This is a genomic window from Streptomyces sp. NPDC005281, from assembly GCF_040607495.1.
Taxonomy (GTDB): domain Bacteria; phylum Actinomycetota; class Actinomycetes; order Streptomycetales; family Streptomycetaceae; genus Streptomyces.
Genome location: NZ_JBEXGX010000023.1, coordinates 21,492 through 41,240 on the forward strand (window position 1 = coordinate 21,492; position 19,749 = coordinate 41,240).

A 19,749-nucleotide genomic window follows, 5' to 3' on the forward strand; every position below is an offset into this window, starting at 1 on the left:
TATGCTTCGACACACGTTCACCCGTACGTATGAACGCCGTTGACGCAGGGTGGGAACTTTCCAGACATGACCGCTCCCTCCAGGGGGACCTCCCCCGAGCTCCCCGTCCCCGACGTCGGCATCCCGCACGAGCTCGCACGCGACATGAGCATGGCGGAGCAGTACGAGTACCTGAGGACGAGGCTCACACGGCGCCGCGCACTCGTCGCGGCGAGCGCCTTCGCGGGCGGCGGGCTGCTGGCCGGCTGCGCCCAGGGCACCAGGGTCCCCTCGCGGCCGGCCTCCGGCTCCTCGCCGTCGCCCGCCACCGGCCGGGTGCCCGGCTCCGCCGTCACGCCGTTCGGCCGCCACCTCGCCTTCGGCGCGGACCCGAAGACGCAGATGCGGATCTCCTGGCAGGTGCCGTTCGCGGTCAAGAAGCCCTACATCCGGGTGGGCCCGACGCCCTGGGCCCTGAGCCGCAGGATCGAGGCCGAGGTCCGCCATCTGCACACACCGGGCCTGACCGGACAGCGGGCGGCCCTGGACCAGTACTACCTGCACGCGGCGCTCGACGGGCTGCGCCCCGGGGCGACGTACTACTACGGAGTCGGCCACGAGGGCTCCGACCCCGCGAGCAAGGAGCGGCACTCCACGATCGGCCACTTCCGCACGGCGCCCGCGCACCCCGAGAAGTTCGTGTTCACCGCCTTCGGCGACCAGGGCGTCACTCCCGACGCGCTCGCCAACGACAAGGTCCTCCTCGGCCGCGGGCCCGCCTTCCATCTGCACGCGGGCGACATCTGCTACGCGGACGGGATCGGGCTCGGCCAGGAGTCGGACATCTACGACCCGGCCGCCTGGGACCTGTTCCTCAAGCAGACGGAGACGGTGGCGAAGACGGTGCCGTGGATGGTGACGACCGGCAACCACGACATGGAGGCCTGGTACTCGCCGAACGGCTACGGCGGCCAGTCGGCGCGCTGGACGCTCCCCGGCAACGGCTTCGACCCCCGGAACGCGCCGGGCGCCTACTCGTTCGTGTACGGCAACGTCGGCATCGTCGCGCTGGACGCCAACGACGTGTCGTACGAGATCCCCGCCAACAAGGGCTACTCCGAGGGCAGGCAGACGGCCTGGCTCGACAAGCGGCTCGGGGAACTGCGCGGGCAGGTCGACTTCGTGGTCGTCTTCTTCCACCACTGCGCCTACTCGACCTCGACACATGCCTCCGACGGAGGGGTGCGCGACGCCTGGGTGCCGCTGTTCACCAAACACCAGGTGGACCTGGTGATCAACGGACACAACCACGTGTACGAGCGCACCGACGCCATCAAGGGCGGCAAGGTGGGCAGGCAGGTGCCGGTGGGCGCCTCGACCGATCCGACCCGGGACGGGATCGTCTACGTCACGGCGGGCGGCGCGGGCAAGAGCCTCTACCGCTTCCCCGTCGGGGTCAAGGACAGCTACGAGGGCAAGGTCACGCGCGGCGAGGCCGTCGAGACCTTCCACTGGACGAAGTCGAAGCAGCAGAGGCCGGACACCGTGGAGTGGTCCAGGGTGCGGTACACCGGCTTCTCCTTCCTCTCGGTGGAGGCGCAGGCGGGCCCCTCACCCCGGCTCAAGGTGTCCGCGCTGGCCCAGAGCGGCGAGCGCATCGACCACTTCGAGGTGCGGCGCGGGACCTGAGTCCAAGTCCGGCGGCGCGGAGGCCGGATTCGAGGGGTGACGCGGAAACCGGGTTCGAGGGGCGGCACGGGGCACGGCCCCGCGCCGCACCCCCGCGGGTGCGGCTCCCGGTCGAGAGGGCGGCGGGCCTCAGTGGCCCGTCGCTCCGCCGTTGTCCCTGCGGTCGAGGGCGCGCTGGAGCGCGGCGGCGGCGTTCTTGCGGTCGGACTCGCTGCTCGTGCGAGAGAGGTGACGGACTCGGCGGACGGTCGTCTCGGCCATGATGAATCGACTCCTTGCCTCCGGCGGCGCCCGCACGGGCGGCCGGAAGTGCGATGAGGGATTTACGAGACGCCGGAAGGGGCGGGGAGCGGTGCCGCAGGGGTTGCCTGCAAAGGGCTCCGGCTCACGACCGCCATTCGCTTGGTCGAGCGAGACGTTCGGCTCCTACCAAGCTAGGCGAGGACCCGGCATCTGTCTCCACAATTACTCGGACTTCCTACTATCTGAGACGGCGGATTACGTCACACCGCCGCGACCTGCGACTTCGGTCAGAGCACGTCACCCTCGCGCCAGTCGAAGACCAGCGCGTGCGCGGGATCGAGAGGGCCGCGGGCGGCGTCGGGACGGACGAAGGTGGTGCCCTCCTCGTCGGGCAGCCGCACGGTTCCGTCCGGCGTGAGCACACACACGTGGCCCGGCCAGAGCCGCCAGCCCCGCGCCGCGTAGAGGGCCGCCCCGTCCTCGCTCGCGGAGAGCGCGCCGAGCCCGTAAGCGCCCTCGATGATCCGTTCCAGCTCGGCCATCACCCGTCCGCCGAGCCCCGCGCGGCGCACGTCGGCGCGCACCCCGACCGCCTCCACGTATCCCACCCGCAGTGAGCGTCCGCGGTGCAGGACGCGGCGCTGGACCACCGAGCCGTGCGCCACGAGGCCCCGGCCGTCACGGACCAGGACATGCAGGCCCCCGAGCGCGTGATCCCAGTCCTCGTCCCTGAAGTCCCCGTCGAAGGCGTCCTCCAACAGGGCGCGGGCGGCGCGGAGTTCGGCGGGCTCGAGATCCGCCGTATGGGCGATCCACAGTCGGGTGGCCATGCGGTCAGTATTCACACGCGGGCCGGGAATCCCAGCCCTTTCACCCCACCCACCGGCAGGCGACGGCTACCCGCGCGGGCATCGGACACCTCGCGGAACCCAACCCTCGACCTCCGGAACCCAACCCTCGACCAGTCTAACCTCTAAAAACGTATTGACCGGTTAGACATGCACATGGTGGACTGTTCTCACCATCAAGAAGGCATTCAGGGGTTAGGGGATCCGATCATGAGCAGCCACCCGGTCCACCACGGCCAGTCGGTCCATCACCGCACCACGACCGTCGGCGGCCACTTGATCGCCTACCGCGAGGCGGGCCCGGCGGATGCCCCCGTCCTGCTCCTGCTCCACGGCTTCCCGACCAGCTCGCACATGTTCCGGGACCTGCTGCCGCTGCTTGCCGACCGCTATCACCTGATCGCCCCCGACCACCTCGGCTTCGGCCGCTCGGACGCCCCGGCGGCCGGCGACTTTCCGTACACCTTCGACCGGCTGGCCGAGATCACCGGAGAGTTCACCGAACAGCTCGGTCTCAAGGAGTACGCGCTCTACATCCAGGACTACGGCGCCCCGATCGGTCTGCGCCTGGCGCTCACGCACCCGGAGCGGGTGACCGCGATCATCACGCAGAACGGCAACGCGTACGAGGAGGGGCTGGGCGCCGACGCCTGGGCGCCGGTGCTGGCGCTGATCGCGGAACGCACGCCCGAGACGGAGGCGCCGGTCCGCGCGATCAGCGGCCCGGACGGCATCCGGTGGCAGTACCTGACCGGCGTGCCGGACCCGACCCTGGTCAGCCCCGACGCCTACGAGCACGACACGGCCCTGATGGCCCGCGCTGGCCAGCCGGAGATCCAGCTCGACCTGATCTCCGACTACGGCTCCAACTTCGCGCTCTACCCGGCCTTCCAGGAGTACTTCCGCACCAGCCGGGTCCCGCTCCTGGCGGTCTGGGGCGGCAACGACGAGATCTTCGTCCCGGAGGGCGCCCTCGCCTTCCGCCGCGACCTCCCGGACGCGGAGATCCATCTGCTCCCCACGGGGCACTTCGCCCTGGAGACGCACGCGACGCAGATCGCGGTCCTCATCGGGGACTTCCTCGACCGGAATCCGACGGCCGACGGCCGGGAAGCGGATCACCCGCACGACTGATCCTCCGCCAGGCGTGCCACATCGGGCTCCGGCACAGGGAACGGTGACGTCATGAGCGACGCGACCAGAGCACTGCTTGAGGGCGGCCCGGACGACCTGCCCGAACGGATCGTCCCCGTCCCGGCCCCCGGATCGGAGGTGAAGATCGAGTTGCGTGGTGGATACGAACACTTCAGGGCGACCCCGCGTCACGCGGACTCGCCTGAAGGCAGGCTGCCCGTGTACGAGTGGTGGGAACGGACGGAGTTCCCCGGATAGCGCCGCGCCCACCGCGGCGCGGGACGGCGGGTCACCGCGACGCCGCCGTCACCGCCTCACGCTCGGCACCCGCCCGTGCGGCCGGCGACATGGAAACCGCCCCCGCTCCACGGACGGGGGAGACCGTGGGGCGGGGGCGGAGTGGGTGACGGGCTGCCGGCCCGGGGGCCGGCATCCGCGATCGGCTGTCAGCCCATGTGCGGGTAGCCGTAGTCGGTCGGCGGGACCAGCGTCTCCTTGATGGCGCGGGTCAGCGTCCAGCGCATCAGGTTCTGCGGGGCGCCCGCCTTGTCGTTGGTGCCGGAGGCACGGCCGCCGCCGAAGGGCTGCTGGCCGACGACGGCGCCGGTCGACTTGTCGTTGATGTAGAAGTTGCCCGCCGCGTAGCGGAGCTTCTCCATCGTGTACGCGGCCGCCGCGCGGTCGCCGGAGATGACCGCGCCGGTGAGCGCGTAGTCGGACGCCGACTCCATCTGGGTCAGCATCTCGTCGTACTTGTCGTCCTCGTAGACGTGCACGGCGAGGAAGGGGCCGAAGTACTCGGTCGTGAAGACCTCGTTCTCCGGGTCCGAGCACTCGACGACGGTCGGGCGCACGAAGTAGCCGACGGAGTCGTCGTACGAGCCGCCCGCGACGATCGTGCAGGTCGGGTCGGCCTTCGCGCGGTCGATGGCCGCCTTGTTCTTGGCGAAGGACCGCTCGTCGATGACCGCGCCCATGAAGTTCGACAGGTCGGTGACGTCACCCATGGTCAGGTAGTCGACCTCGGCCGCGAAGTCCTCCTTGAAACCGGAGTTCCAGATGGAGGCCGGGATGTAGGCGCGGGAGCTCGCCGAGCACTTCTGGCCCTGGTACTCGAAGGAACCACGGGTCAGGGCGGTCTTGAGGATCGCGCGGTCCGCCGACGGGTGGGCGACCACGAAGTCCTTGCCGCCGGTCTCGCCGACCAGACGCGGGTACGAGCGGTACTTCTCGATGTTGTTGCCGACCGTCTTCCACAGGTACTGGAAGGTCTTGGTCGAGCCGGTGAAGTGGATGCCGGCGAGGTCGCGGTGCTCCAGGGCGACCTTGGAGACCTCGATGCCGTCACCGGTGACGAGGTTGATGACACCCTTGGGCAGGCCCGCCTCCTCCAGGAGCTGCATCAGCAGCACGGCGGCGTGGGTCTGCGTCGGGGACGGCTTCCACACGACGACGTTGCCCATGAGCACCGGAGCGGTGGGCAGGTTGCCCGCGATCGCCGTGAAGTTGAAGGGCGTGATCGCGTAGACGAAGCCCTCCAGCGGACGGTGGTCCATGCGGTTCCACACGCCCGGGGAGTTCGCCGGCGGCTGCTCGGCGAGGATCTGGCGGGCGTAGTGGACGTTGAAGCGCCAGAAGTCGACGAGCTCGCAGGGGGTGTCGATCTCGGCCTGCTGGGCGGTCTTCGACTGGCCGAGCATGGTGGAGGCGGCCAGCGTCTCGCGCCAGGGACCGGCCAGCAGCTCGGCGGCGCGCAGGATGATCGCGGCGCGGTCGTCGAAGGCCATCGCGCGCCAGGCCGGAGCGGCCGCGAGGGCCGCGTCCACGGCGTCCTGGGCGTCAGCCTGCGTGGCGTTGGCGTAGGTGCCGATGCGCGCCTTGTGGTTGTGCGGCTGCACGACGTCGAACCGGGCGCCGCCGCCCATGCGCCGCTCGCCGCCGATGGTCATCGGCAGGTCGATCGGGTTCTCGGCCAGCTCCTTGAGCTTGGCCTCCAGCCGGACGCGCTCCGGCGAGCCGGGGGCGTAGCCGTGCACCGGCTCGTTGACGGGGGTGGGGACCTGGGTCACTGCGTCCATGACGCTACCTCTTCCGAATGAATCACTGACTTCAGCCGGGAGAACCGAAGTCATGCACGTAAGTTGGTCGGCGGTCAGGGCTTGACCGTCACGAGCTCGCCGCGGCGAGCAGGTGAGAAGCCCTCACCGGGGCGGAGTCACAAGTTCCGTAACTCCTTCCGGAACCGGGTCGGCTCAACCGGCCGACGGTTGGTGGCTGCCGTTGTCCAGGCCTTGCCCGGATGCCGACAGCTACCCTCAGCCCTTGGTCAGGATCGAGCGCGCGAAGAAGAGCAGGTTGGCCGGCTTCTCCGCGAGGCGGCGCATGAAGTAGCCGTACCAGTCGGTGCCGTACGCGGTGTAGACGCGCATGCGGTGGCCCTCGGCGGCGAGCCGCACGTGCTCGTCGCTGCGGATGCCGTACAGCATCTGGAACTCGTACTCGTCCAGCTTGCGCCCGGCGGTCCGCGCCAGCTCCTGGGCGATCGAGATGAGGCGCGGGTCGTGGGACCCGATCATCGGGTAGCCCTCGCCCTCCATCAGGATCTTCAGGATGCGGACGTACGCCTTGTCGGTCTCGGCCTTCTGCTGGTACGCGACCTCGGCGGGCTCCTTGTAGGCGCCCTTCACCAGGCGGACGCGGCTGCCGCTCTCGGCGAGGCGGCGGGCGTCGGACTCGGTGCGGAACAGGTAGGCCTGGATCACACAGCCGGTCTGCGGGAAGTCCTTCCGCAGCTCCTCGTGGATCGCGAACATCGAGTCGAGGGTGGTGTGGTCCTCGGCGTCCAGCGTGACGGTGGTGCCGATGGCGGCGGCGGCCTCGACGACCGGGCGGACGTTGGCGAGGGCCAGCTCGTGGCCGCCCTCCAGGGCCTGGCCGAACATCGACAGCTTGACCGACATCTCGGCCTTGGTGCCGAGGCCGAGCTCCTTGAGGCGGCCGATCAGCTCCAGGTACGCGTCACGGGCGGCGTACGACTGCTCGGGCGTCGTGATGTCCTCGCCGACGACGTCCATCGTGACCTCGAGGCCCTTGCCCGCGAGGTCCTTGATGATCGGGACGACCTGGTCGACGGTCTCACCGGGGATGAAGCGGTCGACGACCGGCTTGGTCACCGGGGCGGCCGAGATCAGACGGCGCATCTTGTCGCTGCGCGAGGCGGCGAGAATCACGGGACCCAGCACGGGGCACCTCCACAACGAAAGTGAGCAGGAGGCCGAGTCCCGACGATTCGGGTACGGCACGGAGAACCACCGTGAAACCTAGGGATATCTCCGATCCTGGGCCATCGACAGCTGTCACGCATCCCTGCCCCGGATCTCAGACATATGTATGAAGGGCTCGCGGAAATGCGCGAGAATGCCGGGGTGAGCGGTGAACACAGAGGCGACTACCAAGAGCTGGTCGACGAGATCTCGGCGCTCCTCGGCGTCCCGGCGACGCTGGAGAACCGCGATTTCGAGCTGATCGCCTTCGGCGCGTACGACAGCGAGGGCGACCTCGACCCGTCCGCCCTGGACCCCGTGCGCACCCGCTCGATCCTCACCGGGCGTTCCACCACCACGGTCCGCACCTGGTTCGAGGGCTTCGGCATCACCAGGGCGACCGGACCCGTCCGCATCCCGCCGACCCCCGAGGCCGGGGTGTACCGAGGGCGGATCTGTCTGCCCGTACGTCATCGGAGCGTCGTCCTCGGCTATGTCTGGCTGCTGGACGACGACCCCGGTCCCACCGACGCCCAGCTGGCCGGTGCCATGCAGGTGGCCTCGCGCATCGGCGCACTGCTCGCGGACGAGGCGCAGGCCGGCGCCGATCTCACCCGCGAGCTGCGGGCGGTCCTGACCGCCGAGCGGGGATGGCAGCTGGACATGGCGGTGGCCGAGCTGCGCACGGCGCTCGGCCCGCGCGGCGAGGGCCTGCACACGGTGGTGTGCGTGGCTCCGTGGCCCTCGGCCGACCCGGACGACGCGCCCTCCGCCCGTACGGTGCCGGGGACGACCGCGCTGTGCACCATTCCGTGGGGCACCACGGCCCAGAGCCTGGCCCTGCTGGTCCGGCTGCGCTCGCCGGACGTCCTGACTCCGGCGCTGACGGCGGCCGGCCGGTTCGTGCGGGAGGCCGCGGGCGTCCGCGCCGGGGGTGCCGCCCCCGGCGGCGGGGGCCAGGGAGCCACCTCCGCCGGCGGTCAGGGAGGAGCCTCCGCCGGCGGCCGGGGGTCCTCCTCCCCCGGCGGCGGTCCCGGAGGGGCGACGGCCGCCGGGGTCGCCGGGGCCCGGGAGGGGCTCGGGGAGCTGGGCGCGGCCTGGCGCGAGGCGGCCGCGGCCGCGCGTGCGGTGCTGGCGGAGCCCCGGCTCGGTCCGGTCGCCGAATGGGGTGCGATCGGCCCGTTCCGGCTGCTCACCGCGCTGCCGCCGGACGCGGCCCACGACCCGGCCGTGAGCGCCCTGTTGGGCACCGCCCACCGTGAACTCGCGCGTACGGCCGAGGTGTTCCTGGACCGGGCGGGTCAGGCCGGGCGTACGGCAGCCGAGTTGGGCATCCACCGCCAGACGCTCTACTACCGCCTTTCCCGGGTGGAGCAACTGACCGGCCTCGACCTGGACGACGGCGAGGACCGGCTGCTGCTGCACATGGCGCTGAAGGGTGCGCGGCTGTGACGACCGCGGCCCCGGCACACGGCGGAGGCGTCAGGTCCTGGTCGCGGCCTCGATGATCTGCCGCAGCCCCTCCGTCAGCACGTCCCCGTCGGGAGCCGTCCTCGGATCGAAGGTCCACTGCGCGATGAGGCCCGACATCAGCGTCATGTAGAAGCGGCCGAGCGTGTCCGCCCTCTCGTCGGACACCTCCTCCTCCGGCACGCCCATGAGGAGTGCGACGAGTCCCCGGCCGCCCTCCAGCTGGGCCCGGGCCAGATGCTCGCGCACCTCGGGCAGTTCGATGGTGATGACCTCGATGCCCAGCCGCCACATCGACCCGGGCTGCCGCATCGACTCGGCGATGTTGGACCACACCTCGCGGAACCGCTCCAGCGAGCCGGGCGCGGCTTCGATCCCGGCACCCCCGTCCCCTTCGAAGGGTGTGGCTTCCACCAGCGAGATGTAGGCCTGCGCGAGCAGCGCGTCCTTCGATCCGTAGTGGTAGCCGATGGACGCCAGGTTCGTCCCCGACTCCTTGACGATGTCCCGCGCCGTGGTGCGCGCGAAGCCCTTCTCCAGCAGGCAGCGCTTGGCGCCTTCGAGCAGATCCTCACGGTGTCCCATGCCGGCCACCCTACCCCCGATTCAGACAAGCGTCCCATACGTGCGTCAAGGACAACCGTGTGAAACGAATGTATTATACGTGCGTACTAGACAAGCGTTTAAGACGTCCGTACAGTCCCTGCCATGACGAACCCGACGAGCACGACTCCCGCCTCCGGTGCCCCCGGCGCTCCGGCCGGCCGCCGCGAATGGACCGCCCTCGGCGTCCTGATGCTTCCGCTGCTCCTGGTCTCGATGGACGTCTCCGTCCTCTACTTCGCGATCCCCTCGATCAGCGCCGACCTGGAGCCGAGCGGCACCCAGCAGCTGTGGATCTTCGACATCTACGCGTTCGTGCTCGCCGGCCTGCTGATGACGATGGGCTCGCTCGGCGACCGCATAGGGCGCCGCAAGCTGCTCCTGTTCGGCGCCGCCGCCTTCGGCACCGCCTCGGTACTGGCCGCCTACGCGAACAGCGCCGAGATGCTGATCGCGGCCCGCGCCCTCCTCGGCGTCGGCGGCGCGACCCTGATGCCGTCGACGATGGCGATCATCCGCACGATGTTCACGGACCCCGGACAGCGCGCGAAGGCGATCGGCCTGTGGTCCGGCGTCATGACCGGCGGGGTCGCGCTCGGTTCGGTGATGAGCGGTGTCCTCGTCCAGTACTTCTGGTGGGGCTCGGTCTTCCTGGTCAACCTGCCCGCGATGGCACTGCTGCTGGGCCTCGGCCCGTTCCTGCTGCCCGAGTCCAGGAACCCGGAGCCGGGCCGCTTCGACCTGCCGAGCGTTCCCCTGTCGATGGCCGCCGTACTGCCGGTGATCTACGGCGTCAAGGAGATCCCGGCCGAGGGCTGGAGGACCGAGTACGTGGCCTCGGTACTCGTCGGCCTGGTCTTCGCCGCACTGTTCGTCCACCGTCAGCGCACCGCGAAGTCCCCGCTGATCTCCCCCGCGCTGTTCCGCGGCCGTGGCTTCGCGCCCGCCGTCGTCCTCAACCTGATCTCGTCCTTCGGCATGATGGGCTCGGCGTACTTCACCACCCAGTACCTCCAGTCGGTGCTCGGCAAGAGCTCCATGACCGCCGCCCTGTGGTCCCTGCTTCCCACCGTCCTGGTCGGTGCGGCCGCGCCGCTCTCCGCACAGCTCGTGGCCAAGGGCGTCCACCGCGCCCACGTCGTCTCCGGCGGATTCGTCACCGCCGCCTGCGGATACGGACTCCTTGCACTCGCCGGCACCGACTCCCTGTGGCTCGTGCTGGCCGGCGCGGGTGTCCTGGCCTCCGGGATCGTCACCGTGATGTCGCAGATGATGGACCTGGCCCTCGGCACGGTGCCCGTCGCCAACGCGGGCGCCGCCTCCTCACTGCTGGAGACCGGGGCCGAGTTCGGCGGTGCCCTCGGCATGGCGGTCCTGGGCTCGATCGGCACGGCGGTCTACCGCCACGACATCCCCGCCGGGGTCCCGGCCGCGGCCCACGAGACCCTGGGCGGCGCGCTGGCCGTGGCCGGACGACTGCCGGGCGACGCCGGACGGGCCGTGGCCGCCGCCGCACGGGAGTCCTTCACCCACGGCATGCAGGCGGCGGCCGTCGCCGGTGCGGTCCTGCTGCTGGGCGCCGCCGTCCTCGCCGCGGCGAGCCTGCGCAGGGTGACGGTGCGCGAGAACGGCGACACCCTCGACGCCGGAACCGCCGAGCCGCTCGACGTGGCGGCACCGAGCACGCGAACAGCCTGACAGCCCGCCCACCGGGCGGCCGACGACCCTGACGCCCGTCCGCCGGGCGGGCCGGAGCACTCCGGCCCGCCCGGCTTCGGCATGCGCGGCTTCGGCCTGCGCGGGGCCGTCCTCGGCGCGGGCCCGGGGGCCGGGTTCCCGACCAGGGCGGCGACGCCGGGGAGTTGTCGGCGGGGCGTGCCAGGATGGACGGGTGACACAGACATTCGGTACGCCGTTCATCGGCCGCGGAGACGAACTCTCCCGGCTCACCGGCGTGCTGGAGCGCGCCAGGGGCGGCGAGCCGCGCGCGGTCCTGGTGGCCGGGGACGCCGGCGTCGGCAAGACCCGCACGCTCACCGAGGCCGCGGCGCACGCGGCAGGCTCCGGGACGACGGTCCTGACCGGGCACTGCGTGGACCTCGGCGACGTGGGCCTGCCCTACCTCCCGTTCACGGAGATCCTGGGCGCGGCGGCCGCCGACGAACGCCTCGCCCCGGCGTTCGCCGCCCACCCGGCGGTGGACCGGCTGACCGGCTCCGGTCCGGGGGCCGGCGGCGCACTCGACCCCGGTGGCCGGCTCCGGCTCTTCGAGGCCGTCGCGGGTCTCCTCGCCGACCTGTCCGACATCACCCCGCTCCTGCTGATCCTCGAAGACCTCCACTGGGCGGACCAGTCCTCCCGCGACCTGCTCCGCTTCCTGCTCAGCCGGGGCGTGCTCCAGCGGCCCGCGGCCGGCGGCCCCGCCCGGCGGCTCGCGGTCTTCGCCTCGTACCGCGCGGACGACCTGCACCGCCGTCACCCGCTGCGCCCCCTGCTCGCCGAGCTGATCCGGCTGCCCGCCGTCGACCGGCTGGAGCTGCGGCCCATGGCGGACGCGGACGTGGCCCGGCTCGTGCGCGCGCTGCGCACCGGCCCGGTCTCCGACAGCACGGTCCGGAGCATCGTCGAGCGCGCCGAGGGCAACGCCTTCTACGCCGAGGAACTGCTCGCCGCGCTGCCCGGTGACGACGCCTCCCTCTCCCCCGCCATGCCCAGCGGGCTCGCCGACGTGCTGCTCATCCGCATCGAGCAACTCTCCGACACCGCCCAGCAGGTGCTGCGCACGGCGGCCGTCGCGGGGCGCCGCGTCGAGCACGAACTGCTGCGTGGAGCCGTACAACTCCCCGAGGACGAGCTGGAGTCGGCGCTGCGCGAGGCCGTCGGCCACCAACTGCTGGTGCCGGGCGACCGAGCGACGTACTCGTTCCGTCACGCGCTCACCCGCGAGGCCGTGTACGCGGACCTGCTGCCAGGCGAACGGGTGCGGCTGCACAGCCAGTTCGCCAAACTCCTCGCGGGGCAGGCCCGTTCGGCGAAGAACGCGGCCGAGCGCGCCCACCACTCACGCGAGAGCCACGACCTGCCCGACGCGCTCACCGCCTCCCTCGAAGCGGCCGATCACGCCCAGTGCGTCGGCGCGCCCGCCGAGGAGCTGCGCCATCTGGAGGCCGCGCTCGAACTGTGGCCCGCGGTGGACGCCGGCGCCCGCCCCGACGGGGGCACGGTCGCCCTCACGCTGCGTGCCTCGGCGGCCGCCGCGAGCGCCGGGGAGATGCATCGCGCGGTCCACCTCACCCGTGACGCCCTCGCCAGGGTCGGCGCGGACGCCGACTCCGAACTCGCCGCCCGGGTCCGCTACACCCTCGCGGGCAACCTGATGCGGATCGACAGCCTGAAGGACGCGTTCGCCTACAGCAGCGAGGCGCTCGCGCTGATCCCCGCCGAACCACCCTCCCGCACCTGGGTGTGGGCGGCGGCCACCCATGTCATGGCGGCCCGCCATGTGGGGCGGGCCGAGGACGCCGAGCGGGTCGCCCGGCAGGCGCTCGCCACCGCCGAACAGCTCCGGCTCGCCGATGCCCAGGCCGACCTGACCATCTCGCTGGTCGGCATGGAGGCGGACAACCGGCGCACCCCGAAGGGCCGCGAGCGTCTGCGCCGGGCCCGTGAACTGGCCCACGACGCGGGGAACTTCCCGGTCGAGATGCGGGCGCTGTTCAACCTGGCCATCGGGTGCTACGAATCCGGTGACCTCCAGGAGTGCCTGACCTGGCTCGGCGACGGCGTGGACCGCGCCCGCCGCTCCGGTCTCCTCTCCTCGCCGTACGCCCTGGAACTGCGTTACCTCCAGTCGCTGGTTTTCTACACGATGGGCAGCTGGGACGCCTGCGCGCGAGCGGCCGCCGACGACGCCGAAGTGCTCCCGGCGGCGGCCGGGTTCGCGACGGGGCCCGCCCTGTACGTCGCGCTCGCCCGCGGCGAGCACGAGGCGGCCGTCACCGGAGCCCGCGCGCTGCTGGACCGGCCGTTCGACTGGATGTCGACGCTCGTCGCGAGCATCGTGCTGATCGACGCGGCGGCCCACGGCGGCGACGCCGAGGAGTCCGTACGGCGGGTGCGCACCGCGGCCGAGGCCCTCACGGACGCCTCCGGGACCGGCCCGCCGCCCGTCGTGGTGCGGCTCGCCGCCCTCGCGCTGTCGGCGGTCGCCGACGCGGCCGAGGAGGCACGCCGTTCCGGTGACGCGGCGGGCGCCGGCCGCTGGGCGGACACCGCGGCCGAACTGGTGGAGCTGGCCAGGTCCACGGCGGCCCAGGGCGGGAAGGGCGGCGAGCACGGACCCGAGGGCCTGGCCTGGCTCGCCCGTGCCGAGGCGGAGGGACTGCGCGCCCGCACCGGTCCTGACGTGGCGGCCTGGGAGCGGGCCGTGACGGCGTTCGGCTACGGCGATCCGTACGAACTGGCCAGGAGCAGACGGCGGTTCGCCGAGGCGCTGCTCGCGGCGGGCCGCCGCGCGGAGGCCGCCGAACAGGCCCGCGCGGCCCACGACACCGCCGTGGGCCTCGGCGCGGCGCCGCTGCGCGAGGCCCTGGACGCGCTTCTGCGGCGCGGGCGCCTCGCCGAGTCACCGGCCGCCCCACGCATCGCCGCGCTGACCGCCCGGGAGAGCGATGTGCTGCGGCTGCTCGGCCGTGGGCGCACCAACCGCCAGATCGGCGAGGAGCTGTTCATCAGCGGCAAGACGGCGAGCGTCCATGTCTCCAACATCCTCGCCAAGCTGGGGGCCGCGAGCCGCACCGAGGCCGTCGCCATCGCCTATCGCGAGGGCCTGATCGAACCGGAGACGACACCGTCCGCGTAATGGGCCGAAACGGCCGAGGGCCGGGACACCGACTGGTGTCCCGGCCCTCGGCCGTCGTACGGGAAGCCGTCGTGGACGGCCCTCAGACCAGGTTGACCGACCGCGCCGACGTCGCGCCGATCTCGGCGGAGAGCTCGGTGAGGACGTTCTGCGACACGGTGTCGTCGACGGTGAGGACCGCGAGAGCCTCGCCACCGACGGCCGCGCGGGCGACCTGCATGCCCCCGATGTTGATGCCGGACTCGCCGAGGATGCGGCCGACGGTGCCGACGACACCGGGACGGTCCTCGTAGCTCAGCACGACCATGTGGTCGGCGAGCGCGAGGTCCACGTCGTACTCGCCGACGGCGACGATCTTCTGGAGGTGCTTCGGGCCGGCCAGCGTGCCGGAGACCGAGACCTCCTGGCCGTCGGTGAGCGTGCCGCGCACAGTGACCACGTTGCGGTGGTCGGGGGATTCCGAGCTCGTGGTCAGACGGACCTCGACGCCGCGCTCCTGCGCGAACAGCGGGGCGTTGACGTACGACACGGTCTCGTCGACGACGTCCTCGAACACGCCCTTGAGCGCGGAGAGTTCGAGCACCTTGACGTCGTGCTGGGTGATCTCGCCGTACACCTCGACGTCGAGGCGGGCCGCGACCTCGCCCGCGAGGGCGGTGAAGATGCGGCCGAGCTTCTCGGCGAGCGGCAGACCGGGCTTGACGTCCTCGGCGATGACACCGCCCTGGACGTTGACCGCGTCGGGGACGAGCTCACCGGCGAGGGCGAGACGCACCGAGCGGGCGACGGAGATGCCGGCCTTCTCCTGTGCCTCGTCCGTGGAGGCGCCGAGGTGCGGGGTGCAGACGACTTCGTCGAGCTCGAAGAGCGGGGAGTCCGTGCAGGGCTCCTTCGCGTACACGTCGAGGCCGGCGCCGGCGACGCGGCCCTCCTTGAGCGCCGAGTACAGCGCCTCCTCGTCGACGATCCCGCCGCGCGCGGCGTTGACGATGCGCACCGTCGGCTTGACCTTGTGCAGCGCCTCGTCACCGATGAGACCGAGGGTCTCGGGGGTCTTCGGCAGGTGCACGGTGATGAAGTCCGAGACCTCGAGCAGCTCGTCGAGGGTCAGGACCTTCACGCCCATCTGCGCGGCCCGCGCGGGCTGGACGTAGGGGTCGTAGGCGACGACCTTCATGCCGAACGCCGACATGCGCTGCGCGACGAGCGCGCCGATGCGGCCGAGGCCGACGACACCGAGGGTCTTCTCGGCGAGCTCGACGCCGGTGTACTTGTTGCGCTTCCACTCGCCGTTCTTCAGCGCCGTGTTGGCCTGCGGGATGTGGCGCGCGGTGGCGAGGAGGAGGCCACAGGCCAGCTCCGCCGCGGTCACGATGTTCGAGGTGGGGGCGTTGACGACCATCACGCCGGCCTTGGTGGCGGCGGAGACGTCGACGTTGTCCAGGCCGACGCCGGCTCGTGCGACGACCCTCAGCTTCTTCGCGGCGGCGACGGCCTCGGCGTCGACCTTGGTGGCCGAGCGGATCAGGATGGCGTCGACGTCGGCGATCGCGGGCAGCAGCTCGGCGCGGTCCGCGCCGTTGCAGTGCCGGATCTCGAAGTCCGGGCCCAGGGCGTCTACGGTCGCGGGCGACAGCTCTTCAGCGATGAGTACGACAGGTTTCGAGCTCACGTGAGTCCTCACAAGTCCAATGCGGACGGCCGTCCCGACGGCCGCAGGCGGTGGAGGGTTTGTAGCGGCCCCGGGGTGTGCCTGCACTTCTTGGGGGCCGCATGAGCCGCGTGGAAGACGCACGACGCTGTGGGCCTGACGCGTTGTTGATGTGCAGCAGTGTAGTGGCGCCGCGGAGGCCGTCCTGCGCCTCTGCGGAAGGATCACCCGTCCGTGGCTGGACGGGATGGACAACACCGCGCACACCGGTGTTACCCGGGGTTCGACGAAGGGACCGGAGCATGCCGCCCCGGCCCCCCGTCGTACGGCTTACGCCTCGTCGTCGTTGACCCACGACATGAGCTTGCGCAGCTCCTTGCCGGTGGTCTCCAGGAGGTGGTTCTCGTCCTGGGTCTTGTACTCGTTGTACTTCTTCAGGCCCGAGTGGTACTCGTCCATCCAGTTACGGGCGAAGGTGCCGTCCTGGATCTCGGCCAGGATCTGCTTCATCTCGGCCTTGGTGGCGTCCGTGATGATGCGCGGGCCGGTGATGTAGTCGCCCCACTCGGCGGTCTCGGAGACGGACCAGCGCATCTTCTCCAGGCCGCCCTCGTACATGAGGTCGACGATGAGCTTCAGCTCGTGCAGGCACTCGAAGTACGCGATCTCCGGCTGGTAGCCGGCCTCGGTCAGCGTCTCGAAACCGGCCTTCACCAGGGCGGCGGTGCCACCGCACAGGACGGCCTGCTCACCGAACAGGTCGGTCTCGGTCTCCTCGGTGAAGGTCGTCTTGATGACGCCGGCGCGGGTGCCGCCGATGGCCTTGGCGTACGAGAGGGTGAGGGCGAAGGCGTCGCCGGTCGCGTCCTGCTCGACGGCCGCGATACACGGAACGCCGCGGCCCTCCTCGTACTGGCGGCGCACGAGGTGACCCGGGCCCTTGGGGGCGACCATGCAGACGTCGATGCCGGCCGGGGGCTTGATGAAGCCGTAGCGGATGTTCAGGCCGTGGCCGAAGAACAGCGCGTCGCCGTCGCTGAGGTTGTCCTTGATGGACTCCTCGTAGACCTGGGACTGGATCGGGTCCGGCACCAGGATCATGATGACGTCGGCCTCGGCCGCGGCCTCCGACGGCGTCACCACACGCAGGCCCTGCTCCTCGGCCTTCGCCTTGGACTTGGAGCCCTCGTGCAGACCCACGCGGACGTCGACACCCGAGTCGCGCAGCGACAGCGCGTGGGCGTGGCCCTGGCTGCCGTAGCCGATGACCGCGACCTTGCGGCCCTGGATGATGGACAGGTCGGCGTCGTCGTCGTAGAACAGCTCGGCCACTGGGGTTCTCCTTGTTTTCCGGTATTTCCGGTGTTGCGTCCCACCGTACGGCGGGCGGGGGAAGTGAAGTTCTCGGGTCTCGGTATACGGGCGGACCGGGTGAGCGGCCCGCCCGTGTACCGGTGTTCTCCTGGCTTAGGCCGACCGGTCCAGTGCGCGCAGCGACCGGTCGGTGATCGAACGCGCCCCGCGTCCGATCGCGATCGTGCCGGACTGGACCAGCTCCTTGATGCCGAAGGGCTCCAGCATCTTGAGCATGGCCTCCAGCTTGTCGGCGCCGCCGGTGGCCTCGATGGTGACGGCCTCCGGGGAGACGTCGACGGTCTTCGCGCGGAACAGCTGAACGATCTCGACGATCTGGGAGCGCGTCTCGTTGTCGGCGCGCACCTTCACCAGAACGAGTTCCCGCTGAACGGCCGAACCGGGCTCCAGCTCGACGATCTTCAGGACGTTGACGAGCTTGTTGAGCTGCTTGGTGACCTGTTCGAGCGGAAGTGTCTCGATCACGTTCACCACGATGGTGATGCGGGAGATCTCGGGGTGCTCGGTGACACCGACCGCGAGGGAGTCGATGTTGAAGCCGCGCCGGGAGAACAGGGCGGTGATCCGGGCGAGGACACCGGGCTTGTTCTCGACGAGGACGGAGAGGGTGTGCTTGCTCATGGGTCTGACTCGGCTCTCTCTCAGTCGTCTTCGTTGTCGCCGAAGTCGGGGCGGACGTCCCGGGCGAACATGACCTCGTCGTTGGAGGTGCCGGCGGCGACCATCGGCCACACCATCGCGTCCTCGTGGACGATGAAGTCGACCACGACCGGACGGTCGTTGATCGAGTTCGCCTCCTCGATCACCTTGTCGAGGTCGTCCGGGGACTCGCAGCGGATGGCGTAGCAGCCCATGGCCTCCGACAGCTTCACGAAGTCGGGGACGCGGGTGCCGGCGCTCGGCTGCTTGCCGTCCGCGTCCGGGCCGCTGTGCAGCACGGTGTTGGAGTAGCGCTGGTTGTAGAAGAGGGTCTGCCACTGGCGGACCATCCCGAGGGCGCCGTTGTTGATGATGGCGACCTTGATCGGGATGTTGTTCAGGGCGCAGGTGGTGAGTTCCTGGTTGGTCATCTGGAAGCAGCCGTCGCCGTCGACCGCCCAGACCGTGCGGTCCGGCTGTCCGGCCTTGGCGCCCATCGCGGCCGGGACCGCGTAGCCCATCGTTCCGGCGCCGCCGGAGTTCAGCCAGGTCGAGGGCTGCTCGTACTGGATGTAGTGCGCGGCCCACATCTGGTGCTGGCCGACGCCGGCCGCGAAGATCGTGCCCTTGGGGGCGAGCTGTCCGATGCGCTCGATGACCTGCTGCGGTGACAGCTGGCCGTTGTCGGGCTGCTCGTAGCCGAGCGGGTACGTCTCGCGCCAGCGGTTGAGGTCGCTCCACCAGGCGGTGTAGTCGCCGGTGTTGCCCTCGTTGTGCTCTTTCTGGACCGCCTGGACGAGGTCGGCGATGACCTCGCGGGCGTCTCCGACGATCGGCACGTCGGCGGTGCGGTTCTTGCCGATCTCCGCCGGGTCGATGTCGGCGTGGACGATCTTGGCGAACGGGGCGAAGCTGTCCAGCTTGCCGGTGACGCGGTCGTCGAAGCGGGCTCCGAGGGCGACGATCAGGTCGGCCTTCTGGAGCGCGGTGACGGCGGTGACCGAACCGTGCATGCCCGGCATTCCCACGTGCAGCGTGTGGCTGTCGGGGAACGCGCCGAGCGCCATCAGGGTGGTGGTGACGGGCGCTCCGGTGAGCTCGGCGAGGACCTTCAGCTCGGCGGTGGCGTGCGCCTTGAGGACGCCGCCACCCACGTACAGGACGGGTCGCTTCGCGTTCGTGAGCAGCCTCGCGGCCTCACGGATCTGCTTGGCGTGCGGCTTGGTCACCGGGCGGTAACCCGGCAGGTCGCTCTGCGGCGGCCACGAGAACGTCGTCCGGGCCTGGAGCACGTCCTTCGGGATGTCCACGAGGACCGGGCCCGGGCGGCCGGTCGAGGCGATGTGGAACGCCTCGGCGATCGCCTTCGGGATGTCCTCGGGCTTGGTGACCAGGAAACTGTGCTTGGTGATCGGCATCGTGATGCCGACGATGTCCGCCTCCTGGAAGGCGTCCGTGCCGATCGCCTTGGTGACGACCTGGCCGGTGATGGCGACCAGCGGGACGGAGTCCATCATGGCGTCCGCGATCGGCGTGACCAGGTTCGTCGCACCCGGACCCGACGTGGCCATGCAGACACCGACCTTGCCGGTGGCCTGCGCGTAGCCGGTGGCCGCGTGACCCGCACCCTGCTCATGACGGACGAGCACGTGGCGCAGCCTGCTCGAGTCCATCATCGGGTCGTATGCCGGAAGGATCGTCCCACCGGGGATACCGAATACGATCTCGGCCCCGACCTCCTCGAGCGAGCGGATGAGGGACTTCGCACCCGTGACGTGCTCGGGTGCGGACTGTCCTCCGGAACGGGGCCGCGGCTGCGGATGGTGGGCCCCGGTGGCCTGCTCGGTCATCGGCATTCTCTTCTCGATGCTGAGGGTTTTTGCGACTTTTGTGCGGTGTACGACTGATGCCTGTGCAACAAAAAACCCCTCGTGCCGTGAGGCAAGCGAGGGGAGCGCGCCGGGTGCGGTCGCTGGGTGTTCCGGACCTTTCCGG

General features: G+C 70.9%; 15 protein-coding genes. 6 read left to right on the forward strand and 9 right to left on the reverse strand.

All coding sequences use genetic code 11. The features are described from left to right. Window positions 1-66 precede the first annotated feature (66 nt). Entirely contained in the window at window positions 67-1,668 is a 1,602-nt protein-coding gene (locus ABZV42_RS28550; protein ID WP_356054205.1) for a metallophosphoesterase family protein, read from the forward strand. A 129-nt stretch (window positions 1,669-1,797) separates the two neighbouring features. Here ABZV42_RS28550 and ABZV42_RS28555 read toward each other — a convergent pair whose 3' ends face one another. Both ABZV42_RS28555 and ABZV42_RS28560 read right to left on the reverse strand, forming a co-directional pair. Next, window positions 1,798-1,929, reverse strand: coding sequence for a hypothetical protein (locus tag ABZV42_RS28555; protein WP_103550476.1), 132 nt, complete (start codon window positions 1,927-1,929; stop codon window positions 1,798-1,800). Between the two features lie 269 nt (window positions 1,930-2,198). Further along, entirely contained in the window at window positions 2,199-2,741 is a 543-nt protein-coding gene (locus tag ABZV42_RS28560) for a GNAT family N-acetyltransferase (protein WP_355983312.1), read from the reverse strand. 228 nt (window positions 2,742-2,969) lie between these two features. Here ABZV42_RS28560 and ABZV42_RS28565 point away from each other — a divergent pair, with 228 nt between their 5' ends. Continuing rightward, entirely contained in the window at window positions 2,970-3,893 is a 924-nt protein-coding gene (locus ABZV42_RS28565; RefSeq protein WP_356054207.1) for an alpha/beta hydrolase, read from the forward strand. Between the two features lie 51 nt (window positions 3,894-3,944). Continuing rightward, on the forward strand, window positions 3,945-4,151 hold the full coding sequence (locus tag ABZV42_RS28570; RefSeq protein WP_355983316.1) for a DUF5988 family protein: 207 nt from the start codon (window positions 3,945-3,947) through the stop codon (window positions 4,149-4,151). A gap of 188 nt (window positions 4,152-4,339) precedes the next feature. Here ABZV42_RS28570 and pruA read toward each other — a convergent pair whose 3' ends face one another. Then, entirely contained in the window at window positions 4,340-5,971 is a 1,632-nt protein-coding gene (gene pruA, locus ABZV42_RS28575) for an L-glutamate gamma-semialdehyde dehydrogenase (protein ID WP_356054209.1), read from the reverse strand. 237 nt (window positions 5,972-6,208) lie between these two features. Then, on the reverse strand, window positions 6,209-7,135 hold the full coding sequence (locus tag ABZV42_RS28580; RefSeq protein ID WP_355983319.1) for a proline dehydrogenase family protein: 927 nt from the start codon (window positions 7,133-7,135) through the stop codon (window positions 6,209-6,211). Between the two features lie 183 nt (window positions 7,136-7,318). Here ABZV42_RS28580 and ABZV42_RS28585 point away from each other — a divergent pair, with 183 nt between their 5' ends. Beyond that, window positions 7,319-8,608: a helix-turn-helix domain-containing protein gene (locus ABZV42_RS28585; RefSeq protein ID WP_355983321.1), complete on the forward strand. Its 1,290-nt coding sequence runs from the start codon at window positions 7,319-7,321 to the stop codon at window positions 8,606-8,608. Window positions 8,609-8,638: 30 nt separating this feature from the next. On the opposite strand, the gene ABZV42_RS28590 is transcribed toward ABZV42_RS28585, so the two are convergent. After that, window positions 8,639-9,211, reverse strand: a complete 573-nt coding sequence (locus tag ABZV42_RS28590) for a helix-turn-helix domain-containing protein (protein ID WP_355983323.1) — start codon at window positions 9,209-9,211, stop codon at window positions 8,639-8,641. 123 nt (window positions 9,212-9,334) lie between these two features. Between ABZV42_RS28590 and ABZV42_RS28595 the strand changes: the two genes are divergently transcribed. Both ABZV42_RS28595 and ABZV42_RS28600 read left to right on the forward strand, forming a co-directional pair. Beyond that, window positions 9,335-10,927, forward strand: coding sequence for an MFS transporter (locus ABZV42_RS28595; protein ID WP_355983325.1), 1,593 nt, complete (start codon window positions 9,335-9,337; stop codon window positions 10,925-10,927). A 193-nt stretch (window positions 10,928-11,120) separates the two neighbouring features. Continuing rightward, window positions 11,121-14,090, forward strand: coding sequence for an AAA family ATPase (locus ABZV42_RS28600; RefSeq protein WP_355983327.1), 2,970 nt, complete (start codon window positions 11,121-11,123; stop codon window positions 14,088-14,090). Between the two features lie 82 nt (window positions 14,091-14,172). Here the strand turns inward: ABZV42_RS28600 and serA are convergent, their stop codons facing one another. The 4 genes from serA to ABZV42_RS28620 all read right to left on the reverse strand — a co-directional run bounded on the left by serA (window position 14,173) and on the right by ABZV42_RS28620 (window position 19,610). Continuing rightward, on the reverse strand, window positions 14,173-15,762 hold the full coding sequence (gene serA / locus ABZV42_RS28605) for a phosphoglycerate dehydrogenase (RefSeq protein ID WP_355983328.1): 1,590 nt from the start codon (window positions 15,760-15,762) through the stop codon (window positions 14,173-14,175). A gap of 309 nt (window positions 15,763-16,071) precedes the next feature. Continuing rightward, window positions 16,072-17,073 (reverse strand): ketol-acid reductoisomerase, encoded by a 1,002-nt coding sequence (gene ilvC, locus ABZV42_RS28610; RefSeq protein WP_355983330.1) that lies wholly within the window; start codon window positions 17,071-17,073, stop codon window positions 16,072-16,074. A gap of 135 nt (window positions 17,074-17,208) precedes the next feature. Beyond that, window positions 17,209-17,736 (reverse strand): acetolactate synthase small subunit, encoded by a 528-nt coding sequence (ilvN, locus tag ABZV42_RS28615; protein ID WP_355983332.1) that lies wholly within the window; start codon window positions 17,734-17,736, stop codon window positions 17,209-17,211. Between the two features lie 20 nt (window positions 17,737-17,756). Next, a complete protein-coding gene (locus tag ABZV42_RS28620) occupies window positions 17,757-19,610 on the reverse strand; it encodes an acetolactate synthase large subunit (RefSeq protein ID WP_355983334.1) in 1,854 nt (617 codons plus the stop codon). Window positions 19,611-19,749: the final 139 nt, after the last annotated feature.

Coding starts and splice junctions, on each gene's coding strand:
- ABZV42_RS28550 (WP_356054205.1), top strand. CDS start 67: ATGACCGCTCCCTCCAGGGGGACCTCCCCCGAGCTCCCCGTCCCCGAC.
- ABZV42_RS28555 (WP_103550476.1), bottom strand. CDS start 1,929: ATGGCCGAGACGACCGTCCGCCGAGTCCGTCACCTCTCTCGCACGAGC.
- ABZV42_RS28560 (WP_355983312.1), bottom strand. CDS start 2,741: ATGGCCACCCGACTGTGGATCGCCCATACGGCGGATCTCGAGCCCGCC.
- ABZV42_RS28565 (WP_356054207.1), top strand. CDS start 2,970: ATGAGCAGCCACCCGGTCCACCACGGCCAGTCGGTCCATCACCGCACC.
- ABZV42_RS28570 (WP_355983316.1), top strand. CDS start 3,945: ATGAGCGACGCGACCAGAGCACTGCTTGAGGGCGGCCCGGACGACCTG.
- pruA (WP_356054209.1), bottom strand. CDS start 5,971: ATGGACGCAGTGACCCAGGTCCCCACCCCCGTCAACGAGCCGGTGCAC.
- ABZV42_RS28590 (WP_355983323.1), bottom strand. CDS start 9,211: ATGGGACACCGTGAGGATCTGCTCGAAGGCGCCAAGCGCTGCCTGCTG.
- ABZV42_RS28595 (WP_355983325.1), top strand. CDS start 9,335: ATGACGAACCCGACGAGCACGACTCCCGCCTCCGGTGCCCCCGGCGCT.
- ilvN (WP_355983332.1), bottom strand. CDS start 17,736: ATGAGCAAGCACACCCTCTCCGTCCTCGTCGAGAACAAGCCCGGTGTC.
- ABZV42_RS28620 (WP_355983334.1), bottom strand. CDS start 19,610: ATGCCGATGACCGAGCAGGCCACCGGGGCCCACCATCCGCAGCCGCGG.